Source organism: Janthinobacterium sp. HH104, assembly GCF_001758715.1.
In the GTDB taxonomy this organism is placed as follows: domain Bacteria; phylum Pseudomonadota; class Gammaproteobacteria; order Burkholderiales; family Burkholderiaceae_D; genus Janthinobacterium; species Janthinobacterium aestuarii.
Genome location: NZ_LRIB01000028.1, coordinates 235,184 through 254,491, shown reverse-complemented (window position 1 = coordinate 254,491; position 19,308 = coordinate 235,184). Strand labels below are relative to the sequence as shown.

At 61.3% G+C, this 19,308-nt stretch carries 16 protein-coding genes; 8 read left to right on the top strand and 8 right to left on the bottom strand.

Features of this window, described 5'->3' with window-relative positions:
* Positions 1-176: 176 nt before the first annotated feature.
* Positions 177-662: an asparaginase domain-containing protein gene (locus JAB6_RS11900; protein WP_034754431.1), complete on the bottom strand. Its 486-nt coding sequence runs from the start codon at positions 660-662 to the stop codon at positions 177-179.
* Between the two features lie 176 nt (positions 663-838).
* Here JAB6_RS11900 and JAB6_RS11895 point away from each other — a divergent pair, with 176 nt between their 5' ends.
* On the top strand, positions 839-1,612 hold the full coding sequence (locus JAB6_RS11895) for a hypothetical protein (protein WP_034754429.1): 774 nt from the start codon (positions 839-841) through the stop codon (positions 1,610-1,612).
* Here JAB6_RS11895 and JAB6_RS11890 read toward each other — a convergent pair.
* Positions 1,600-2,613: a D-2-hydroxyacid dehydrogenase family protein gene (locus JAB6_RS11890; protein ID WP_070302995.1), complete on the bottom strand. Its 1,014-nt coding sequence runs from the start codon at positions 2,611-2,613 to the stop codon at positions 1,600-1,602. The genes JAB6_RS11895 and JAB6_RS11890 overlap by 13 nt on opposite strands.
* A 357-nt stretch (positions 2,614-2,970) precedes the next feature.
* On the opposite strand from JAB6_RS11890, the gene JAB6_RS11885 reads away from it, so the two are divergent.
* Positions 2,971-4,842 carry a phosphoenolpyruvate carboxykinase (GTP) gene (locus tag JAB6_RS11885; protein WP_070302992.1) on the top strand — a complete coding sequence of 624 codons (1,872 nt, stop codon included), beginning with the start codon at positions 2,971-2,973 and terminating at the stop codon, positions 4,840-4,842.
* A 276-nt stretch (positions 4,843-5,118) separates the two neighbouring features.
* Here the strand turns inward: JAB6_RS11885 and uvrA are convergent, their stop codons facing one another.
* A complete protein-coding gene (uvrA, locus tag JAB6_RS11880) occupies positions 5,119-7,968 on the bottom strand; it encodes an excinuclease ABC subunit UvrA (protein WP_070302990.1) in 2,850 nt (949 codons plus the stop codon).
* A 381-nt stretch (positions 7,969-8,349) separates the two neighbouring features.
* On the opposite strand from uvrA, the gene ssb reads away from it, so the two are divergent.
* Together ssb and JAB6_RS11870 are read left to right on the top strand one after the other, a co-directional pair.
* Entirely contained in the window at positions 8,350-8,865 is a 516-nt protein-coding gene (ssb, locus tag JAB6_RS11875) for a single-stranded DNA-binding protein (protein ID WP_034754418.1), read from the top strand.
* A 191-nt stretch (positions 8,866-9,056) separates the two neighbouring features.
* Complete coding sequence (locus JAB6_RS11870) at positions 9,057-9,539, top strand: DUF1203 domain-containing protein (RefSeq protein ID WP_070302988.1); 483 nt, start codon at positions 9,057-9,059, stop codon at positions 9,537-9,539.
* Here the strand turns inward: JAB6_RS11870 and JAB6_RS11865 are convergent.
* Positions 9,536-9,952, bottom strand: a complete 417-nt coding sequence (locus tag JAB6_RS11865) for a hypothetical protein (protein ID WP_070302986.1) — start codon at positions 9,950-9,952, stop codon at positions 9,536-9,538. The two genes, JAB6_RS11870 and JAB6_RS11865, sit on opposite strands and share 4 nt — an antisense overlap.
* Before the next feature lie 233 nt (positions 9,953-10,185).
* Between JAB6_RS11865 and JAB6_RS11860 the strand changes: the two genes are divergently transcribed.
* Positions 10,186-10,965 carry an acetoin reductase gene (locus JAB6_RS11860; protein ID WP_070302984.1) on the top strand — a complete coding sequence of 260 codons (780 nt, stop codon included), beginning with the start codon at positions 10,186-10,188 and terminating at the stop codon, positions 10,963-10,965.
* A gap of 54 nt (positions 10,966-11,019) precedes the next feature.
* On the opposite strand, the gene JAB6_RS11855 is transcribed toward JAB6_RS11860, so the two are convergent.
* Together JAB6_RS11855 and JAB6_RS11850 are read right to left on the bottom strand one after the other, a co-directional pair.
* Positions 11,020-14,601, bottom strand: a complete 3,582-nt coding sequence (locus tag JAB6_RS11855; RefSeq protein ID WP_070302982.1) for a M1 family aminopeptidase — start codon at positions 14,599-14,601, stop codon at positions 11,020-11,022.
* A 9-nt stretch (positions 14,602-14,610) separates the two neighbouring features.
* A complete protein-coding gene (locus JAB6_RS11850) occupies positions 14,611-15,522 on the bottom strand; it encodes an ABC transporter ATP-binding protein (RefSeq protein ID WP_070302976.1) in 912 nt (303 codons plus the stop codon).
* A gap of 255 nt (positions 15,523-15,777) precedes the next feature.
* Between JAB6_RS11850 and JAB6_RS11845 the strand changes: the two genes are divergently transcribed.
* Complete coding sequence (locus JAB6_RS11845) at positions 15,778-16,284, top strand: hypothetical protein (protein WP_139143365.1); 507 nt, start codon at positions 15,778-15,780, stop codon at positions 16,282-16,284.
* A gap of 6 nt (positions 16,285-16,290) precedes the next feature.
* On the opposite strand, the gene JAB6_RS11840 is transcribed toward JAB6_RS11845, so the two are convergent.
* A complete protein-coding gene (locus tag JAB6_RS11840; RefSeq protein ID WP_083292681.1) occupies positions 16,291-17,139 on the bottom strand; it encodes a hypothetical protein in 849 nt (282 codons plus the stop codon).
* 177 nt (positions 17,140-17,316) lie between these two features.
* Between JAB6_RS11840 and JAB6_RS11835 the strand changes: the two genes are divergently transcribed.
* Both JAB6_RS11835 and JAB6_RS11830 read left to right on the top strand, forming a co-directional pair.
* Positions 17,317-17,883 carry a GNAT family N-acetyltransferase gene (locus tag JAB6_RS11835; protein ID WP_070302972.1) on the top strand — a complete coding sequence of 189 codons (567 nt, stop codon included), beginning with the start codon at positions 17,317-17,319 and terminating at the stop codon, positions 17,881-17,883.
* On the top strand, positions 17,880-18,623 hold the full coding sequence (locus JAB6_RS11830) for a metallophosphoesterase (protein WP_070302970.1): 744 nt from the start codon (positions 17,880-17,882) through the stop codon (positions 18,621-18,623). Before JAB6_RS11835 ends, JAB6_RS11830 begins: the two co-directional genes overlap by 4 nt.
* A gap of 5 nt (positions 18,624-18,628) precedes the next feature.
* Here the strand turns inward: JAB6_RS11830 and JAB6_RS11825 are convergent, their stop codons facing one another.
* Positions 18,629-19,267, bottom strand: a complete 639-nt coding sequence (locus JAB6_RS11825) for a hypothetical protein (protein WP_070302968.1) — start codon at positions 19,265-19,267, stop codon at positions 18,629-18,631.
* Between the last annotated feature and the right edge of the window lie 41 nt (positions 19,268-19,308).

Below are 19,308 nucleotides of genomic sequence, written 5' to 3'. Positions count from 1 at the left end.
TGTATTGGCAATTTGATGTTTTGCCAGTAATAATTAGATGAAAAAGGTTGTATTGCAAAATTTATGCAAAGTAAAAAAACGTAAAAAAGCCCGCTGAAAGCGGGCTGGTGGAATTGTGACAGAGTGTCAGTCAGAGCGTTGGGCGTTCTGCTCGTGCGCCCTGTCCCGCCATCGGCTTACAAGGGCTGGAACACGCCGGCGGCGCGGTTCTTTTGCACATTGTCCCAGGCGAAGATCTGGCCGTTCATGGCCACATACACGCCGGCTGGCAAGGTTTGCGCCACGCCGCAGGCAAAGCCCAGGTTGAACAGGGCATCGGAGTTGTCGATTTCGTAGGGAATCATGGCGCCCGTCAAAATCACCGTTTGCTGCAGGTTCGCCGCGCCCAGCACTTGCGCCGTTTCGCGCATGGTGTCGGTGCCGTGGATGATGACGATGGCTTTCTCGTGCGCCGCGCGGCACGAAGCGAGCACGCGCTGGCGGTCCGCATCCTGCATGTCGAGCGAGTCGAGCAGTGGCAATTGCTCCAGCGCCACGGGCGCCGTCATGCGCGCGCGGGCAATCGCTGCCGGCAAATGACTGTCGGAAAAGCCCAGGGTACCGTTCAATTCGTTGTAGTGCTTGTCGAAAGTGCCGCCGGTGGCGAGTATGCGCAATGTCATGATGTGGTCACGATGTCAGTGGAGAATGACGCGCATGATATCGTGGATTGATGCCCTTGCGTGAATGGCGCTTCGGATGGGGCAGCGTGCTTGCCGCCTGCGCTTGCGCCGCATCTGGAAAATTTGGCCATCTGTGAGTACACTGGTTTCTTTGTTTGCCTGCCCCCCGACTCCGTATGAAAGCGCTCGCTCCCGGCACCGTCATTTTTCACCGCCACCGCGGTTACGGGGTGATCACGTCCGTCAATTTGCTGACGGGCTGGATCGCCGCCCGTTTCGGCAGCGAAGCGCGGACCCTGGACCTGAACCTGTCGACCGATGACGTGCAGTTTGCCGATGGCGAAGCGATCCTGTTTCGCCGCGCGCCGCCGGACCGCATGCCGCACGCGCGTCTGATGGCCATGGTGCGCGAGCTGCACCAGGCCGGCTATCAAAAGCTGTATCTGTATGCCTGGCCCAAGCCGTCCGGCTTGCACTGGCGCTGGCATTTGTTTACGGGGCCGCGCGACTGGATGCAGCGGCCCTGGCGCGAAGGCTGGTATGGCTCGGGCGCCGATTACAACGTCAACCCCGTGATGGGCTGGGGCGATTCCCCGGGCGCCACCACTGGCGAGCTGATCGATGCCCTGGCCCGCTTCGACCCGCAGGGGCTGGCGCAGGCGCTGGGCCGCGACGACGACCATAGCGACTGGTTTGGCCGCGTCTGCGACGCTTTACTGCCCAATTACATGTACAGCCTGGACATGCAGCGCACCGCAGGCGAGCCCTTGCAAGACATGCCGCCCGTGCCGGTCGTGGCCGTGCGCGCCGGCGTGGCGCCATACAGTGGGCCAGACATCGCCTGGCCGCCCGGCTGGGCCGGCCTGTGGCGGGGCCGGCACGTGCTGCCCGCGCCCGCCATCGGCATCACGGGCGAGCCGGACTTGCTGAAGGGTTTTCAGCGTTCCTGAGGGCTTTGCCGCGCATGTTGCAACACCTCGGGATTGAGCAGGCGCGTGCATTGGCCCTGCGTAAAATCGACGATGTTTTGCAAGGCGTAGCGAAAATACAGTTCATAGCTGTCACGCTCGACGTAGCCCAGGTGCGGCGTGGCCAGCACGTTCGGTAGCAGCAGCAATGGCGAGCCTGGCGGTAGCGGCTCGTCCGTAAACACGTCCAGCGCGGCGGCGCCCGGGCGCCCCATCTGAAGCGCCGCTTCCAGCGCGCCATCGGCCACCAGCTCGGCACGGCTGGTGTTGACGAACAGCGAAGCCGGCTTCATGCGCGCCAGGTCCTCGCTCGTTACCAGGCCGCGCGTCTTGTCGGACAGGCGCAAGTGCAAGCTCAGCACGTCGGCCTGCTCGAAGAAGGCCTCGCGCGACTCTGCCGCCGTATCGCCGGCCGCCACTGCCGCCACGCGGCTCGCTTCGCTGCCCCACACGAGGATGCTCATACCGAAAGCGCGGCCGTAGCCGGCGATCAATTGCCCGATCTTGCCGTAGCCCCAGATCGCCAGGGTGCGCCCTTTCAATACCGTACCGAGCGTGTTGCGTGCCGGTTCCAGCGACGACGTCTGCCACAGTCCTTCTTGTAAATGTTGCGCGTACGGCACGATCTTGCGCTGCGCCGCCATGATCAACGCCCATGTCAGCTCGGCCGGCGCCGTAGGCGAGCCGATGCCTTCCGCGATGGCGATGCCCAGCTCGGTGGCGGCCGCCACATCGATGTGGCCGCTGACCTTGCCCGTTTGCGAAATCAGTTTCAGATTCGGCAGTTTCGACAGCAAGGCCCGGTTGAAACTGCTGCGTTCCCGGATCAGTACCAGCGCGTCGAACGGGGCCAGGCGGATCGCCAGCTGGCCCAGGCCCCGCGCCGTATTGCTGAACACTTTGACCTCGTGGCCGGCAAGCAACTGGAAGCAATCGAGGCCGCGCACGGCATCCTGGTAATCATCGAGTATGGCAATTTTCATGGTGGATGGCCGATTTTAGTGAGGATTTGGTAGGGAAATAACAGGATACGGGAAATGCTGAATAGCCTACTACATTAGTCAAGCTATTCTCCTACATTTTTGCGAGAATAGCTGTTACACGGGTGTACAATCGCCGGCACTTTTGAAGCTTCCTGATTATAGTGATAGCGCAAACTGTTCCTGCAGCCCGGGAGCATGATCCAGGTAAATGCCGCTGGCGCGAGCGCCGCGGCGGACACGACACCAGAGCCCTGCCCGCGTGAACACGCCGCCCGCAGTGAGCCGCAGCCACCTCTCAACGATGCTGCCTGTCTTGCCGGAACGACCAGAATTTCTTTTATTGGTATTGGAGGTAATATGAATCAGCCCGTCATGGGTGGCGTCGCCGCACTCAACGTCCCAGCTTATATTAAACAACAGAAACTGATCAACTGGGTGGCAGACATTGCCGCGCTGACCAAGCCAGACCGCATCTACTGGTGCGATGGTTCGCAAGAAGAGTACGAGCGCCTGTGCGCCGAAATGGTTGCCAGCGGCACCATGAAAAAACTCAATGCTGAAAAGCGCCCGAATTCCTACCTGGCCTGCTCCGATCCGAGCGACGTTGCCCGCGTCGAAGACCGCACGTATATTTGCTCGGCAACGAAAGAAGCGGCCGGCCCCACGAATAACTGGACCGAGCCTGGCGAAATGCGCCACACCCTGAACGGCCTGTTCGATGGCTGCATGCGCGGCCGCACCATGTATGTCGTGCCATTCTCGATGGGCCCGCTGGGCTCGCCAATCGCGCACATCGGCGTGGAACTGTCCGATTCGCCGTATGTCGCAGTCAACATGAAGATCATGACCCGCATGGGCCGTGCCGTGTACGACGTGCTGGGTACCGATGGCGCATTCGTGCCATGCGTGCACAGCGTGGGCGCACCGCTGGCTGCGGGCCAGGCCGACGTGAAATGGCCGTGCAACAGCACCAAGTACATCGTGCATTTCCCGGAAACGCGCGAAATCTGGTCTTTCGGTTCGGGCTACGGCGGCAACGCCTTGCTGGGCAAGAAATGTTTCGCCCTGCGCATCGCCTCGAACATGGGCTACCAGGAAGCCCAAGCATCGGACAACAACCAGGGCTGGCTGGCCGAACACATGCTGATCCTCGGCGTGGAATCGCCGGAAGGCAAGAAGCATTATGTCGCGGCAGCGTTCCCATCGGCTTGCGGCAAGACCAACTTCGCCATGCTGATCCCGCCGGCAAGTTTTAATGGCTGGAAAGTGACCACCATCGGCGACGATATCGCCTGGATCAAGCCAGGTGCCGATGGCCGTTTGTATGCGATCAACCCGGAAGCGGGCTACTTCGGCGTGGCGCCAGGCACCAACGAAAAAACCAATTACAACTGCATGGCGTCCATGCGCGACAACACGATTTTCACCAACGTGGCGTTGACGGACGACGGCGATGTCTGGTGGGAAGGCTTGACCAAGGAAGCACCTAGCCATTTGATCGACTGGCAGGGCAAGGACTGGACGCCGGCGTCCGGTACCAAGGCGGCGCACCCGAACGCCCGCTTCACGGTGGCGGCAACGCAAAACCCCGTGATCGACTCGGCCTGGGACGATCCGGCCGGCGTGCCGATCTCGGCTTTCATCTTCGGCGGCCGCCGCTCGACCACCGTGCCACTGGTCACCGAAGCGCGCAACTGGGTCGAAGGCGTCTACATGGCCGCCACGATGGGCTCGGAAACGACGGCCGCGGCCGTGGGCCAGATGGGCGTCGTGCGCCGCGATCCATTTGCCATGTTGCCGTTTATCGGCTATAACATGAGCGATTACTTCCAGCACTGGCTGGACATGGGCGTCAAGGTGGGCAAGGTCAACCCGGCTGCCCTGCCGAAAATCTACTGCGTCAACTGGTTCCGTACGGATGACGCTGGCAAGTTCGTCTGGCCTGGCTTTGGCGACAACATGCGCGTGCTGAAATGGATGTTGGAGCGTATCGAAGGCAAGGCCGGCGGCGTGGAAAACCTGTTCGGCACGACGCCGCAGTATGGCGACCTGAACTGGGATGGCCTGCCATTCACGCAGCAACAGTTCGACACCATCACCTCGATCGACAAGGCCGCGTGGGTGGAAGAGTTGAAATTGCATACGCAGTTGTTTGAAAAACTCGCGTATCATCTGCCGCAGGAATTGGCAGATAACAAGGCTGCGCTGGAAAAGCGGCTGAGTGCATAACTAAGTTAGCGTAAAGCGGCATCTGACAAGCGTAGCGAGCGGCAGTGATTTGTGGCTAAGAAGCGCAACCGTGCTGAAGCACGGTGAGCATCGCAGGCCGCAAAGCGCGCCGCGCAGTAGCTTGTCAGGTGTTGAGAGTTGTAGTGGGGGAGAAACACGCCAGCAAAGACTGGCGTGCGATAAATGACACGCCGGCAATGACTGGGGTGCTATCAAAAAGAGAAACGGCGCGGATTGCATGAGCAATCCGCGCCGTTTTTTATTGCGCTGCCGTCGTTATTGCTTGAGCAGCGGCCCCAGGTATTTACCCGTCACGCTGGCCGGGTTCAGTGACACGTCTTCCGGCGTGCCCGTGGCGATGATCTGGCCGCCGCCAGCCCCGCCTTCCGGGCCCAGGTCGACGATCCAGTCGGCAGTCTTGATGACGTCGAGGTTGTGCTCGATGATCACCAGAGTGTTGCCCTGGTCGCGCAGGCGGTGGATGACTTTCAGCAGCAAGTCGATATCGTGGAAGTGCAAGCCCGTCGTCGGTTCATCGAGGATGTACAGGGTGCGGCCCGTGTCGCGCTTGGACAATTCCAGCGACAGTTTCACGCGCTGCGCTTCGCCGCCGGACAGGGTCGTGGCGCTCTGGCCCAGCTTGATGTAGCCGAGGCCCACGTCGAGCAGGGTTTGCAGCTTGCGTGCGATCAAAGGGACGGGCTTGAAGAATTCATGCGCTTCTTCCACCGTCATGCCCAGCACTTCCGTGATGTTCTTGCCCTTGTATTGCACTTCCAGTGTTTCGCGGTTGTAGCGCTTGCCGTGGCACACGTCGCACGGCACGTAGACGTCAGGCAAGAAATGCATCTCGACCTTGATCACGCCATCGCCCTGGCACGCTTCGCAACGCCCACCCTTGACGTTGAACGAGAAGCGGCCTGCGCTGTAGCCGCGTTCCTTGGCCGTCGGCACGGTGGAGAACAGATCGCGGATCGGCGTAAACAAGCCCGTGTACGTGGCGGGATTGGAGCGCGGCGTGCGGCCGATCGGCGCCTGGTCGACGGAAATGACCTTGTCGAAGTGTTCCAGGCCGCTGATCGACTCGTGCGGCGCCGGTTCCGTCTGCGAACCATACAAATGGCGCGACAGGGCCGGATACAAGGTATCGTTGACCAGCGACGATTTGCCCGAGCCGGACACGCCCGTTACGCATGTCATCAAGCCCACAGGCAATCTCAGCGACACCTTTTTCAGGTTGTTGCCCGTCGCGCCAGTAATGACCAGCTGCTTTTCCGGATTGCTGGCGTGGCGCTTGGCCGGCACGGCGATTTTCAACTTGCCGTTCAGGTATTGCGCCGTCAGCGATTTCTTGTTTTTGAGAATGTCTTGCAGGGTGCCTTCGGCGATGATCTCGCCGCCGTGCACGCCCGCGCCGATGCCCATGTCGACGATGTAGTCGGCCGTGCGAATGGCGTCCTCGTCATGCTCGACCACCAGCACGCTGTTGCCGATGTCGCGCAAGTGTTTCAAGGTTTCGATCAGGCGGTCATTATCGCGCTGGTGCAAGCCGATCGACGGCTCGTCGAGCACATACATGACGCCCGTCAAACCGGAGCCGATTTGCGACGCCAGGCGGATGCGTTGTGCCTCGCCGCCGGAGAGCGTGTCGGCGCTGCGGTCCAGCGACAGGTAGTCGAGGCCCACATTGTTGAGGAATTTCAAGCGCGAAATGATTTCCTTGACAACGCGGTCGGCGATCTCTTTCTTGGCGCCCGTCAGTTTCAGCTTTTCAAAGAATTCCAGGGTCTCGCGCAGCGGTTTTCCCGCCACTTCATAGATGGCGCGCTGCTGCTTGCCCGTGCCGACCTTGACGAAGCGCGCTTCCACGCGCAGGCGTGCGCCATCGCATGAGGGGCAGCATTTTTCATTGATGAACTTGGCCAATTCTTCCTTGACGGCCATCGAATCCGTCTCGCGGTAGCGGCGTTGCAGATTGTTGACCACGCCTTCGAACGTGTGTTCCTTGATGACGGTGCGGCCCCGTTCGTTGACATAGGTAAATGGAATCACTTGCTTGCCGGAACCGTACAACACGGCTTGCTGTGAATTCAAGTCCAGCTGCTCGAACGGCATGTCCAAGTCGAACTCGTAATACGCGGCCAGGTTCGACAGCATCTGGAAGTAAAACTGGTTGCGGCGGTCCCAGCCCTTGACGGCGCCCGAGGCAAGCGACAGGTTCGGGAACGCGACGATGCGTTTCGGGTCAAAGAACTCAATGTGTCCCAGGCCGTCGCATTCCGGGCAGGCGCCCATGGGGTTGTTGAACGAGAACAGACGCGGTTCCAGTTCCTGCAGGGAATAGCCACACACATTGCAGGCGAACTTGTTGGAATACACGTGCTCCTGGGCCGTATCCATTTCGTAGGCAATGGCGCGGCCATCGGCCAGGCGCAGGGCTGTTTCGAAACTTTCCGCCAGGCGTTGCTTGATCTCCTGGTTCACCTTGACCCGGTCGATGACGACGTCGATCGTGTGTTTTTCCGTTTTCTTCAGTTTCGGGAGATCATCGACTTCATAGATCTTGGCCGCATGCGTGCCGCTTTGCACGCGGAAGCGCACGAAGCCCTGCGCCTGCATCTGCTCGAACAGGTCCACGTGTTCGCCCTTGCGGTTGGCGACGACGGGCGCCAGTATCATCAGCTTGGTGTCTTCCGGCATGGCCAGCACGGCATCGACCATTTGCGACACGGATTGCGCGGCCAGCGCGTTTTCCGGATGGTCGGGGCAGTACGGCGTGCCCACGCGCGCATACAGCAGGCGCAGATAATCATGGATTTCCGTCACGGTGCCCACGGTCGAGCGCGGATTGTGCGACGTTGCCTTCTGTTCGATGGAGATGGCCGGCGATAGGCCTTCGATCAGGTCGACATCGGGCTTTTCCATCAACTGCAAAAACTGGCGCGCGTAGGCCGACAGCGACTCGACATAGCGGCGCTGGCCTTCCGCGTACAAGGTGTCGAAAGCCAGCGACGACTTGCCGGAGCCGGACAAGCCGGTAATCACGATCAGCTTATTGCGCGGCAAATCGAGATTGATATTCTTGAGGTTATGCGTGCGAGCGCCGCGAATGCGGATCTGTTCCATGTGATTGCCTTGCTTTCAGTGAGTGGTGCGGCCGGCGCATTGTGCCTGGGTGCGGATGAGGAGCCACAACGGGTCAACCTGTAACTATAGCCGGGTTTTGCTCTGCATGCCTGAGGCGTCCATGGGCGGATTGCGCCGCCGGGCGAACGTGCCCTGACAAAGTTTGATGCAGATGCGTACTGACGTTTGAATACTGTATATAATACCAGTATTCAAGTTTCTTGTTTTCACCTGCCGTGAAAAAAACGTGCTGCCGCACAGGAGAGGGCGTCCGCCAGAAAGCGGGTGCTTTGCGCCGCGTGGTCGCTTATAATCCTCGTTTAGTACACTAAACTAACGCGCGGGACACCGGCTCCCGCTGCAGTTCATCAGGAGTTATTCATGGCATCAGTCAACAAAGTCATCATCGTCGGCAATCTGGGCCGTGACCCGGAAATCCGCTACATGCCTAGCGGCGACGCGATCGCCAACATCGCCGTGGCCACTTCGTACAAATCGAAGGACCGCAACACGGGCGAACAAAAAGAATTGACAGAGTGGCACCGTATCTCGTTCTTCGGCCGTCTGGCGGAAATCGTCGGCCAATACCTGAAAAAAGGCTCGTCCGTCTACGTCGAAGGCCGTCTGCAAACCCGTAAATACACGGACAAGGACGGCGTCGAGAAGTACGCAACCGACATCATCGCGGAACAGATGCAAATGCTGGGCGGCCGTTCCGGCATGGGCGGCGACGCCGGCGGTGGCGATGACAGCTACGGTGGTGGCGGTGGCGGCGGCTACGACGCCCCGGCCCCGCGCCAGGCGCCAGCCCCGCGTCCAGCTCCGGCACCGGCACCACGTCCGGCACCGAAGCCAGCACCGAACTTCTCGGATATGGATGACGACATCCCGTTCTAAGCACGCTGTTCTGAGGCCTGCCGTCAGACACTGCCGATAAAGAGCCTGCTTCCTCCGTGAAGCAGGCTTTTTTTATGCGCACGGGGTAGTGGGCGATCCGGGGCGCATTCTCACATTCCATAGCAAGAAGTGGATGGCGGCGCCGTCCCGATGCTGGTCTGATGGTGGTTTTGACGACGCCGGAGAACAGTATGGATTTTCGTATTACGGGGCTGTCGCCCGAACCTTTTCTGCCCTATTTTTCCTTGTCCGATGCCGAGTTAACGGCGCTCGGCATGCGGCGCCAGGTGGTCGACCAACACCCCGGATTTCCTGACCGTGTAACGCTGATGGACGCCGAGCTGGGCGAGACCGTGCTGTTATTGAATCATGTGTGCCAGCCCGCCATGACGCCTTACCGGGCTTGCCACGCCATTTTTGTCCGCGAGGGCGCCACGCAAGCGTACGATGCCGTCAACCAGGTGCCGGAATCGATGCGGCGGCGCCTGTTGTCGCTGCGCGCCTATGCTGCCGATGGCATGATGCTCGATGCCGACGTGGTGGACGGCACTGCCGTGGAAGCCCTCATTGCACAATTATTTGCCAATGCGGACGTCAGTTATATTCATGTTCATAATGCCAGGCGGGGCTGTTACGCGGGCCGTATCGACCGTGTTGGCAGCTCCCTTGTTTAATCGCGCAAGCCCATCTCCAGACTGTAGCTGGCCACGGCATTCCTGCGCGCCGCGTTGCGCATCAGGTAAACCTGTACCGTGTACTCGCCATCGGCCGGCAGTTTCGCCTGGTAGCTGTTGCCGCCGGATGAACCGATGAACAGGGCTTCATCCTGGCCTGGCTGGCGGATGTTGAAGTAATTCGACGGTTGGTTGGTCTTCAGCTTGACGCTGAGGGTCTGGCCGGCCTTGCCTGTCACCGTATATTCGGCCGTAGCGTAGCCCTTGATCTTGCCTTTCACGCTGTGCACGGTTTTTCCTGCCGTCAGTTCCACTGTTTCCTTGTGGACCGGGTCGGCGCTCCAGGCAGGCGTGGTGAAAATGAGGGCCGCCAGCAGCAGGCTGGCGTGGATGGGCAGATGGCGAAGCGACATGGGGACTTCCTCTTGAACGTGGTGCCAGCGCGCTCGCCGGCGATGCTGGCCATGTTACGCCAGATGCCGCCATTGGCCAGTACGGCAGCGCTCGTATAGCGTGTGCCGGTGCGTTTTTTCCTCCTTTCTTGACCTGTGCGCTTTTTCCGGGCGCGCACGTTTCAATACGAGGAAAAAGACGAAATTCAGGTAGGCTGAAGCGTCTCTTCTCACTACTCTGAAAGGAACGCAGCATGGGTATTTCCGGAAAAGTCGCGCTCGTCACGGGGGCCGCGCAAGGTATCGGCAAGGCTATCGCCTTGCGCCTGGCCAAGGATGGCGCCGATATCGCGCTGGTGGATCTGAACCAGGAAAAGCTGGACGCCGCCGCCGCCGAAGTGCGCGCGCTGGGACGCCGCGCCGTCACCTTCATTGCCGACGTGTCGCAGCTCGCTCAGGTCACCGAAGCGGTGGCATTTGCCGAGCAGGAGCTGGGCGGCTTCGACATCATCGTCAACAACGCCGGTATCGCACAAGTGCAGCCGCTGCTCGACGTGACGCCGGAAGAGGTCGACCGCATCATGCGCATCAATGTGCAAGGGACGCTCTGGGGCATCCAGGCGGCCGCCAAGACCTTCAAGAAGCGCAAGCAGAAAGGCAAGATCATCAATGCCTGCTCCATCGCCGGGCATGACGGCTTTGCCTTGCTGGGCGTGTACTCGGCCACCAAGTTTGCCGTGCGCGCGCTGACGCAGGCGGCGGCAAAGGAACTGGCGGCCGACGGCATCACCGTCAACGCGTATTGCCCTGGCGTCGTCGGCACGGACATGTGGACCGAGATCGACAAGCGCATGGCTGAAGTGACGGGCGCCGAGCTGGGCGCGACGTATAAAAAATATGTGGACGGCATCGCGCTGGGGCGCGCCGAGACGCCGGACGACGTGGCAGGGCTCGTCTCCTTCCTGGCGGGGCCCGATGCCGATTACATGACGGGCCAGGCGCCGCTGATCGACGGGGGATTGGTGTACCGTTGATGGCGTGATTGGGGGGCTGGCGGGGAATCGGCGTCCCCGTCAGACCCCCATCGATTAATTCACGCTGAGTTCCTTGCGGTTGTCGCGCGGGACCCGGTCGATCATCTTGTTGTACGGATCGACGCCCACTTCAAACGGTTTGTCCTTCACCGTCATCGTCACCACGGGGTCGCTGCCCGACAACACGCGCTTGTCGGTGAACAGGACTTTTTCATCTTTTTCCTTGCCGCCTGCCGGGCGCGCGAAGATGGCGATTTCCACCGGCTCGTCGTAGGCGCGTGGGCTTTCCTTGCCCTTGCCGTCGGACTCCAGTTTGGCCAAGTGCAATTGCATGGTGACATCCCACTGACCGTCCTTGCGCTGTACGGCGCTCGCTTGCGTGACGCGGTTGTCGTAGAAGACGATTTTCTCGAACAGGTCCGTGATCAGCGCCTGCTTGTCCTGCGGCGCTTCGGCGCGGATGTAGGCCAGCAGTTCCGACGACGTGGTGAACGGCGCCTGCTGGTAGCCCTTGTCCTGCAGATAGCGTTTCAGCGCACGGTTCAGCGCTTCCTCGCCGATTTCATCGCGCAGGCGGTAGAACACCAGGCTGCCCTTGTTGTAGTGGATATATTGCTGTCCCTCCACGCGCGCCAGCGGCAGTTCCTCGATGGCTTCGCCGCCGCGCCCGCTCAGGTAGCGGTCAAGTTCATAGCGCAGGAAGCGGCGCATCTTGTCGCGCCCGTATTCCTTTTCCATCACCATCAGGGCCGAGTATTGCGCCAAGGACTCCATCAGCATGGTGGCGCCCTGGACGTTGGCGCCGATCACTTGATGGCCCCACCACTGGTGCGCCATTTCATGCGCCGTGACGTAGAACACATAATCGATGTCATCCTTGTCGCGCAGGTCGGCGATGAAGCCGATGCCTTCCGAATACGGGATCGTATTGGCAAACGACTGCGCGAAGCTCTGGTAGCCGGGGAATTCCAGGATGCGTACCTGCTTGTGCTGGTAAGGCGTGAACTCGGTGGTGTAATAGTCGAGCGACTTTTGCACGGAGGTAATCATGCGCTGCGTATTGTAGCCATGCTTTTTATCGAAATAAATTTCGATCGGCAAGCCTTTCCACGCGTCTTTCTTGACTTCCCAGCGCGCCGACAGGTAGGCGAAGAACGGCATCATCGGCTGGTCCATCTTGTAGCGGTAATAACGGCGGCCATCCTTTTCCCAACTCTTCTGCAGGTAGCCGGGCGCCAGGGCGATCTGCTCGCCGCTGGTGGATACCGTCGTGTCGAAATGGATCCAGTCCGCCTCGCCGCCAAAGACCGTATTGCCATACGCCGAGGTGTCTTCCAGCTTGGCCATGCGCTGCGGTTCGCCCAGGCCCCGCTTGCGGCGCTCGTTGCGGTCCGTCAGCTCCATTTCCTTGGCATAGCCGAAGTGCGGGAAATACGCCTGGTTGTTAAAGAAACTGCCGTTCAGGTTGACCTGGTCAGGCGCGCCGCTGTTGGTAAAGCCCGCATGCGTGACGGCCACCGTGAAGTCGAGCGGCAGGGCGGCGCCAGGCGCCACGGGACGGGCCAGCTTGAGGATGCTGAAGCCCGCTTCCTTGTCGTCCAGCGCCACCTTGTGCTCAGGCAAGTTCAACCAGTGCGTGTCCAGGTCCGGATTGAGTTGGATGCGCAAGGTGTCGAGCGGCTGCTGCGTCTTGTTTTGCAGCACGTAGTGGCCCTTGATCAAGACTTTGCGTTGCTCGGGATAGATATCCACGTCGGCCTGGATATCGGTGATCTTTAGCTGCGGCAAGTCCTTGTACTGTTTGTACAATTTCTCGTAGCGCGCCTGCTTGTCCATGCTGACATTCGCCGTTTCGTACCGATTCAGCACATTCGTGTTGTAGAAGATCCAGCCGCCCGTGCCGGCCCAGCACAGCAGCACCAGGGCCAGCGCGACACCTGCACCGCCACTCAGGCGCTGGCGCGCCAGGCGCACGCGCGCACGCCAGTCGGCGGACAGGCCGCGCACCCAGAATGCCTGCGCCAGCATGACGAGGGCCACAGTGAACAGGCTCCAGTACAGCGCGAACCAGGACCAGCCGGCCAGGAAGTGGCCATAGCCGTTCATGTCCGAATACTTGATGGCCGGCGTGCCGCCGAAGGCGTACAGATTGTGTTCGAAGTGCAGCATGCCCAGCACCATTTGCGCCACCATCAGCAGGATCACCAGCAGGTAGCCGATGAACTTGTTATTTGACAGCACTTGCAGGGTGAGGGCGCACAAGGCCATCAGCACGAAGAAGAGGGCGCCCAGCAGGGTGCCTTTCAGGTACAGCCCCAGTTCCACGGGCGCGCCGCCCTTGTAGAGCTGGAAACCGATGGCCGCGATGACGCCCACCAGCAGGTAACCGGCGATGACGCCGACCAGGGCCGTGCATTTGGCCAGCAGGGGCACCCAGCTGGGCACGGGCATGGCGTCGCTGACGTCGGCGATCCTGGCTTGCCGTTCCTTGAAGATCAGTTCGCCCGCATAAAAGGTGACGATGATGATCAGCATGAAGCTGAAGCTGTTGTTGATATTTTGCAGCATCAAATGCGTCATCGGATACACGGCCGTGCCGTACATGTTCTTGCCGATATTCGCCCCGGCGATCAGGTTGATTACGGCGAACAGCAGCATGACGAGGAAGGGCACGCTCTTGAACACGCCGACGGCGTCGAAACGCAGGATTTGCCACCACTGGCGCCAGGCTGTCGCGCCCGTAAAGGTGGGGACGCTGCGCGGCAGGTGCGGCGGCGCCGCCACGGCCGGCGCGGTGGCCACGGCCTTGTGCTTGCCGAACAGGCGCTTGCCCGTGCCCGTGCGCTGCGGCTTGAACAGGATCACGGTGGCGGCGAACAGCACCACCGTGATGGCCAGCCACAGCAAGCGGTTGGCCAGCAGGAAGCCGGAAAACGGCGGCAGGCCCGCGTTCGCTTCGGCGGACGTGAAGTAGCGCGTCATGCGGCCGAACGCGCGCATGCCGAACGGGTCGAGCAGGACGGCGATCCATTCGTTGTTGATGTCGCGCGTAAAGGCGCCGGCCATGCCCCACAGCACGAAAAAGCCCAGCACGCCCACGTAGACAAGCAACATCGAGCGCGTCGTGGCCGCCAGCAGCATCAGCAGGGCGCCGATGAAGAGCAGGTTCGGGATTACCATCACGCCGAAGCTCCACGCGTACGCATGCAGCGAGAACGCGCCCACGCGCTGCGGGTCGACCCAGGGCATGAGGGGGCCGAGCATGATGGCCAGGGCGATGGCGGCAAAGATCACCAGGCAGGCGACGAAGCCGGCGGCGAAGCGGCCGAACAGGTAATCCCACTTGCGCATGGGCGTGGCGAACAGCATGTCGGCCATGCCCACTTCGCTGTCGCGCAGCACGGCGCCGGCGATGAAGATGGTGATGAGCAGCATAGACAGCAGGCTGAACATCGTCAGCAGCTGCGCCACCACGGTGGGCGCATTGCGGTTGATGTTGCCGATGGCGCCGCCGACCTGGATCGAATCGCTGCTGCTGGCGCCAAACGCCATCAAGGCGAGGATGACGGCAAATATCCACAGCAGCGGCTGTTTCAGCTGATAGCCGAGGTCAAACTTGAAAAATTCCTTCCACATGGCGGCCCCTTACGCTGCGGCTGCGGCTGCGGCCGGCGCGGCGGCGCCGTTGCGGGCGGCGTTGCGCACGTGCAGGAAGTACACGTCTTCCAGGTCCGGGGCGATCTGCGTGAAGCCGCTGTCGGGCTGGCTGTCGGCAAACACATTGATTTGCGGCTTGCCGCCCACCAGGCGCGTCGACAGCACGTGCAAGGTTTGCTGATACTGCGCCAGCTCGTCCATGCTGACGCTGCGGCGCCAGACCTTGCCCAACAGCGTATCGATGGCCGCCTGCGGCTCGCCCTGCACCAGCACCTGTCCCTTGACGATCATCGCCATGCGCGGGCACAGGTCCGTCACATCGTCGACGATGTGCGTCGACAGGATGACGACCACCTGCTCGCCGATCTTCGCCAGCAGGTTCAGGAAGCGGTTGCGCTCGTCCGGATCCAGGCCGGCCGTCGGTTCATCGACGATCACCAGGCGCGGCGCGCCCAGCAGCGCCTGGGCGATGCCGAAGCGCTGGCGCATGCCGCCCGAATACGTGCCCAGGTTGCGCTTGCGCGCTTCCCACAGATTGGTTTGCTGCAGCAAGGCTTCCACGGCCTCCTTGCGCGGGCCCTTTTCCGTCAAACCTTTGAGCACTGCAAAGTGGTTGAGCAGGGTTTCCGCGCTGACCTTCGGATATACGCCGAAATCTTGCGGCAGATAACCGAGCTGGCGACGCAAGCCTTCCTTGTCCTGCAGCACATCGACGCCATCGAAATGGATGCTGCCGCTATCGGGATCTTGCAAGGTGGCGATGGTGCGCATCAGCGAGGACTTGCCCGCGCCATTCGGTCCCAGCAAGCCGAACATCCCGTTGGGGATTTCCAGGCTGACATTGTTGATGGCCTTGACGCCATTGGCATACGTTTTGTTCAGCTGTTTGATCGATAGCATGTGCAGCACTCTCCAGAGCTTGGGTATGAAAGCCGGCAGATGCATGCCTGCCGGTCTGTGGAAGGGGATCACCCTTGTTTTGCAGCCGCGATGGCGGATGTTACTTAAAAACAATAATATATAACCAATTGGAAGGAAATTAATATTTTTGCGACCAAGGGCGGAAATGCAGGGCTGGAATGCAGGAGGAAGCGATGAGCGACGTGGTGCTACACTCGCCATCTCAATGACGCCATGCGGCGGAAAGACGGGACCATGACGGTAATACAGAACATGACATTGCGCGCCGTTGCGCCCGGCGAAGAAGGGACGCTGGCGCGGCTGTTCCAGCTGTACTGCTACGACAATACCGCCTGGAGCGGTGAAGATGTGCTGGCCGACGGCCGCTACGATGTGTGCGATGCCGGGCTGGCCGAGTATGTGCATGCGCCCGGGCATACGGCCGTCTGGATCGAGGTCGGTGGGGCGCTGGCGGGCTTTTTCATCACGGAGCCCGGCATGGCGGGCGAGTTGCCGGTGCAGGAGTTCAGCGACTTTTTTATTTTGAAGAAGTACCGGCGCCGGGGGCTGGCGCTGGAAGTGGTGCGGAGAGTGCTGCTGGGCAGCACGCAGACGTGGATGGTGGCGACGTTCCGCGCCGATGCGGATGCCTGCGCGTTCTGGCGGCAGGCGTTTGCGCGCCTGCCGTTCGCCAGGATCGAGGCGTGGGACGATCCGGACTTGCCGCAGTTCCAGCTGACGTTGCTGAAACCTGCGGCCTGAGCTGGATTAGAAGCGTACTTTCACATATGCCGACGGTCCCGTCAGGCGGATGTTCAGGTCGGCATCGCGTTCGCTGTCGCGGTGCAGCTTGATTTTCGAGATGCCGTAATCGGCCACGAAACCGATATTTTTGAACGGGAACCATTCCACGCCGACATTGCCGCCGTAGATGTGGCCATTGATGCGTCCGCCGTTTTTCTTGATGCCCGACGCTTCCGCATACATGCGCAAGTCCGGCGTGAAGGCGTGGCGCCAGCCCACTTCCAGCAGCGGCGCAAACGCGTGCTCGCTGATGGAATCGCGTGCCGTGGCCGTTTCACCATTGACGACGCCGGTGGCCGTGCCTTTCAGGTTGGCGTGGTAGTAGGCGGCGCCCAAGCCGATGCCGAAGGTATCGTTGCCGCTGCCCAGCCACCATTTATAGGCCAGCTTGGCCAGGTCCAGCTTCAGATCGGCATTCGCCGTGGCCGTGCCCGTGACGGGCTGGCCATTGATGATGGTTTCGCCTGTCAGGCTTGGCGTGTAGGATTTGTCGTAGCGGTAGTAGTCGAATGCCAGGCCATGGCGGTCGCCGATCAGCAAGTCCGCCTTGACGCGCGGGATGGTGGTATGGCTTGGCTTTGATTCGGGCGCGTCGATGCGGCCAAATTGCGTGTCGGCGCCGATATTGATGCGTGGATCGGCGGAAAACGCGCCCACGGAAATGCTGACGCGGTCCAGGGTGGGCGACGGTTCAGCCCGCGCCGTGGCAGCCGCCGTGGCAATACCCAGCACGCCCAGCATCATGGCGCCGCGCAAGGCAAGGTGGTGCGGGCGTGGTGGGGACAGGCGGGTGAACACGGACATGGCAGACATGGGGCAACTCCTCAAGATAAAGTGAAAACTGTCGCGACGTTTTGGGCAACAGTGCAATAAGGAAATGGTAGCAACTGTTACATTTAGATCACGTAGCCGCACGGCGCAACTGTCCGTCGGACTTGTCCTACCGCCGGTCAAGCAACTGTAAAAACTGGTAATGAAGGGATGTCAACGATGCAGGAAATCATGGAACTGGTGACGCCGCGGCTGGTACTGCGGCAATGGCGCGACAGCGACTTCGCGCCGTTCGCGGCGCTGAATGCCGATCCCCGTGTGATGGCCTATTTCCCCGCGGCCCTGTCGCGCGACGCCAGCGATACCATGGCGAAGCGCTGCAGCGGCCTGATCGCCGAGCGAGGCTGGGGCTTGTGGGCCGTGGCCTTGCGAGAAAACGATGCCTTCATCGGCATGACGGGCTTGCATATTCCCGCTGTGCAACTGCCATGTTCGCCGTGCGTGGAAATCGGCTGGCGCCTGGCGTTCGATTACTGGGGGCAAGGTTATGCACAGGAAGCGGCGCACGCCGCCCTGCAGGCAGGTTTTGAATGCTTGCAATTGCCGGAAATCGTCGCGTTCACGGCGTTGCCCAACTTGCGCTCGAGCACGCTGATGGCGCGCCTGGGCATGCGCCGCGATGCGGACACGTTCGAGCATCCGGCCCTGGCGCCAGGACACGCATTGCGCACGCATTGCCTGTATCGTCTGACGCGCGCAGAATGGTGCGCACAGGAGGAAACATGAGAATCGCCGCCATATCCGATATCCACGGCAACCTCGATGCACTTGACGCCGTGCTGGCCGACATCGCCCGGCGTGGCGTGGACGTGACCGTCAACCTCGGCGATATCGTCTCGGGCCATCTGCAGCCGCGCGCCACGGCGGCGCGCCTGATGGGGCTCGGCCTGCCGACCATCCGCGGCAACCACGAACGCCAGCTGCTGGGCGATCCGGCCCGCATGGGTGTGTCGGACGCCTATGCGCGCGCGCAACTGTTGCCGGAGCAACTGGATTGGATTGCGGCGCTGCCCGCCACCTTGCGCCTGCGGCACGATGTGTTGCTCGTGCATGGCACGCCCGCCAGCGACCTTGTGTATTTTCTCGACAGCGTCACGCCGCAAGGCAGCCGCGCTGCCACGCCGCAGGAGGTGGCCGAACGGGCCGGCGAGACAGACGCCGCGCTGATCCTGTGCGGCCACACGCACATGCCGCGCCAGGTACGCCTGGCCGACGGGCGGCTGATCGTCAACCCGGGCAGCGTCGGTTTGCAAGCCTATGACGATGACCATGGTTATCCGCACGTGATGGAAAACGGCACGCCGCACGCGCGCTATGCGATTGCCGAACAGGGGACCGATGGCCGCTGGACGGCGCAGTTATACGCCGTGGAATATGACTGGGAAAAGGCGGCCCGGCTGGCGCTGGCCAACGGCCGGTCCGACTGGGCCACGCCCTTGCGCACGGGCCGCGTGGGCGCCGCCTGAGCGCTTTAGCAGCTTGGGGCGCGCGTGACGGGCACGGGCACCAGTTCCGTCTTGCCGTCCTTGGCGATCACCTGGTTGATGCTGATGCTGCAGCGCTTGCCTTCCCACGAGAACGCCGCTTCGTAATCTTCGCCGGCGCGCGGCGTGAAGGTGATGTCGCCATGGCAGCTGGGTGATACGCTGTCATAGCGCACGCCGTTGGCCACGTAAAACGGAGAGACATCCTGGAAGCCCAGGCGCAGGCTGCTGGGCTTGCCGGCGGGAACTTCATATTCGCGGAAATAGGCTTTCGAGAAAAAGCCATCCTTGCGCGACAGGTTTTGCGACGTTTCCGTCTCCGGGATGCCCAGGCTGGTATTGCTGACAGTGCCGATCAGGGAGCCGAAGGCTGAACTCATGCCGCCGCTGGCCTTTTCCACGCCGTCGCTGAACATGCCGCGGATGCAGCTGCTGTCGCGGTACAGGAAGGCTGTGGCGCCATTTTGGCCGAACAGGCGCAGGCGGCTGATGGTGGACGTTGCCGGCACGGCTGGGGCGCTGGCCGCTTCGGCGGCGGCAGCTGCGGGTGCTTCGGTGGTGACGGCATCCTGGGCAAAACCGGAGGCACTGAGTAACAGGGAAAACAGGACGGCAGGGTTTTTCATTGTGAATTTTAAATTATCAAAAAGAAACAATATATACCATA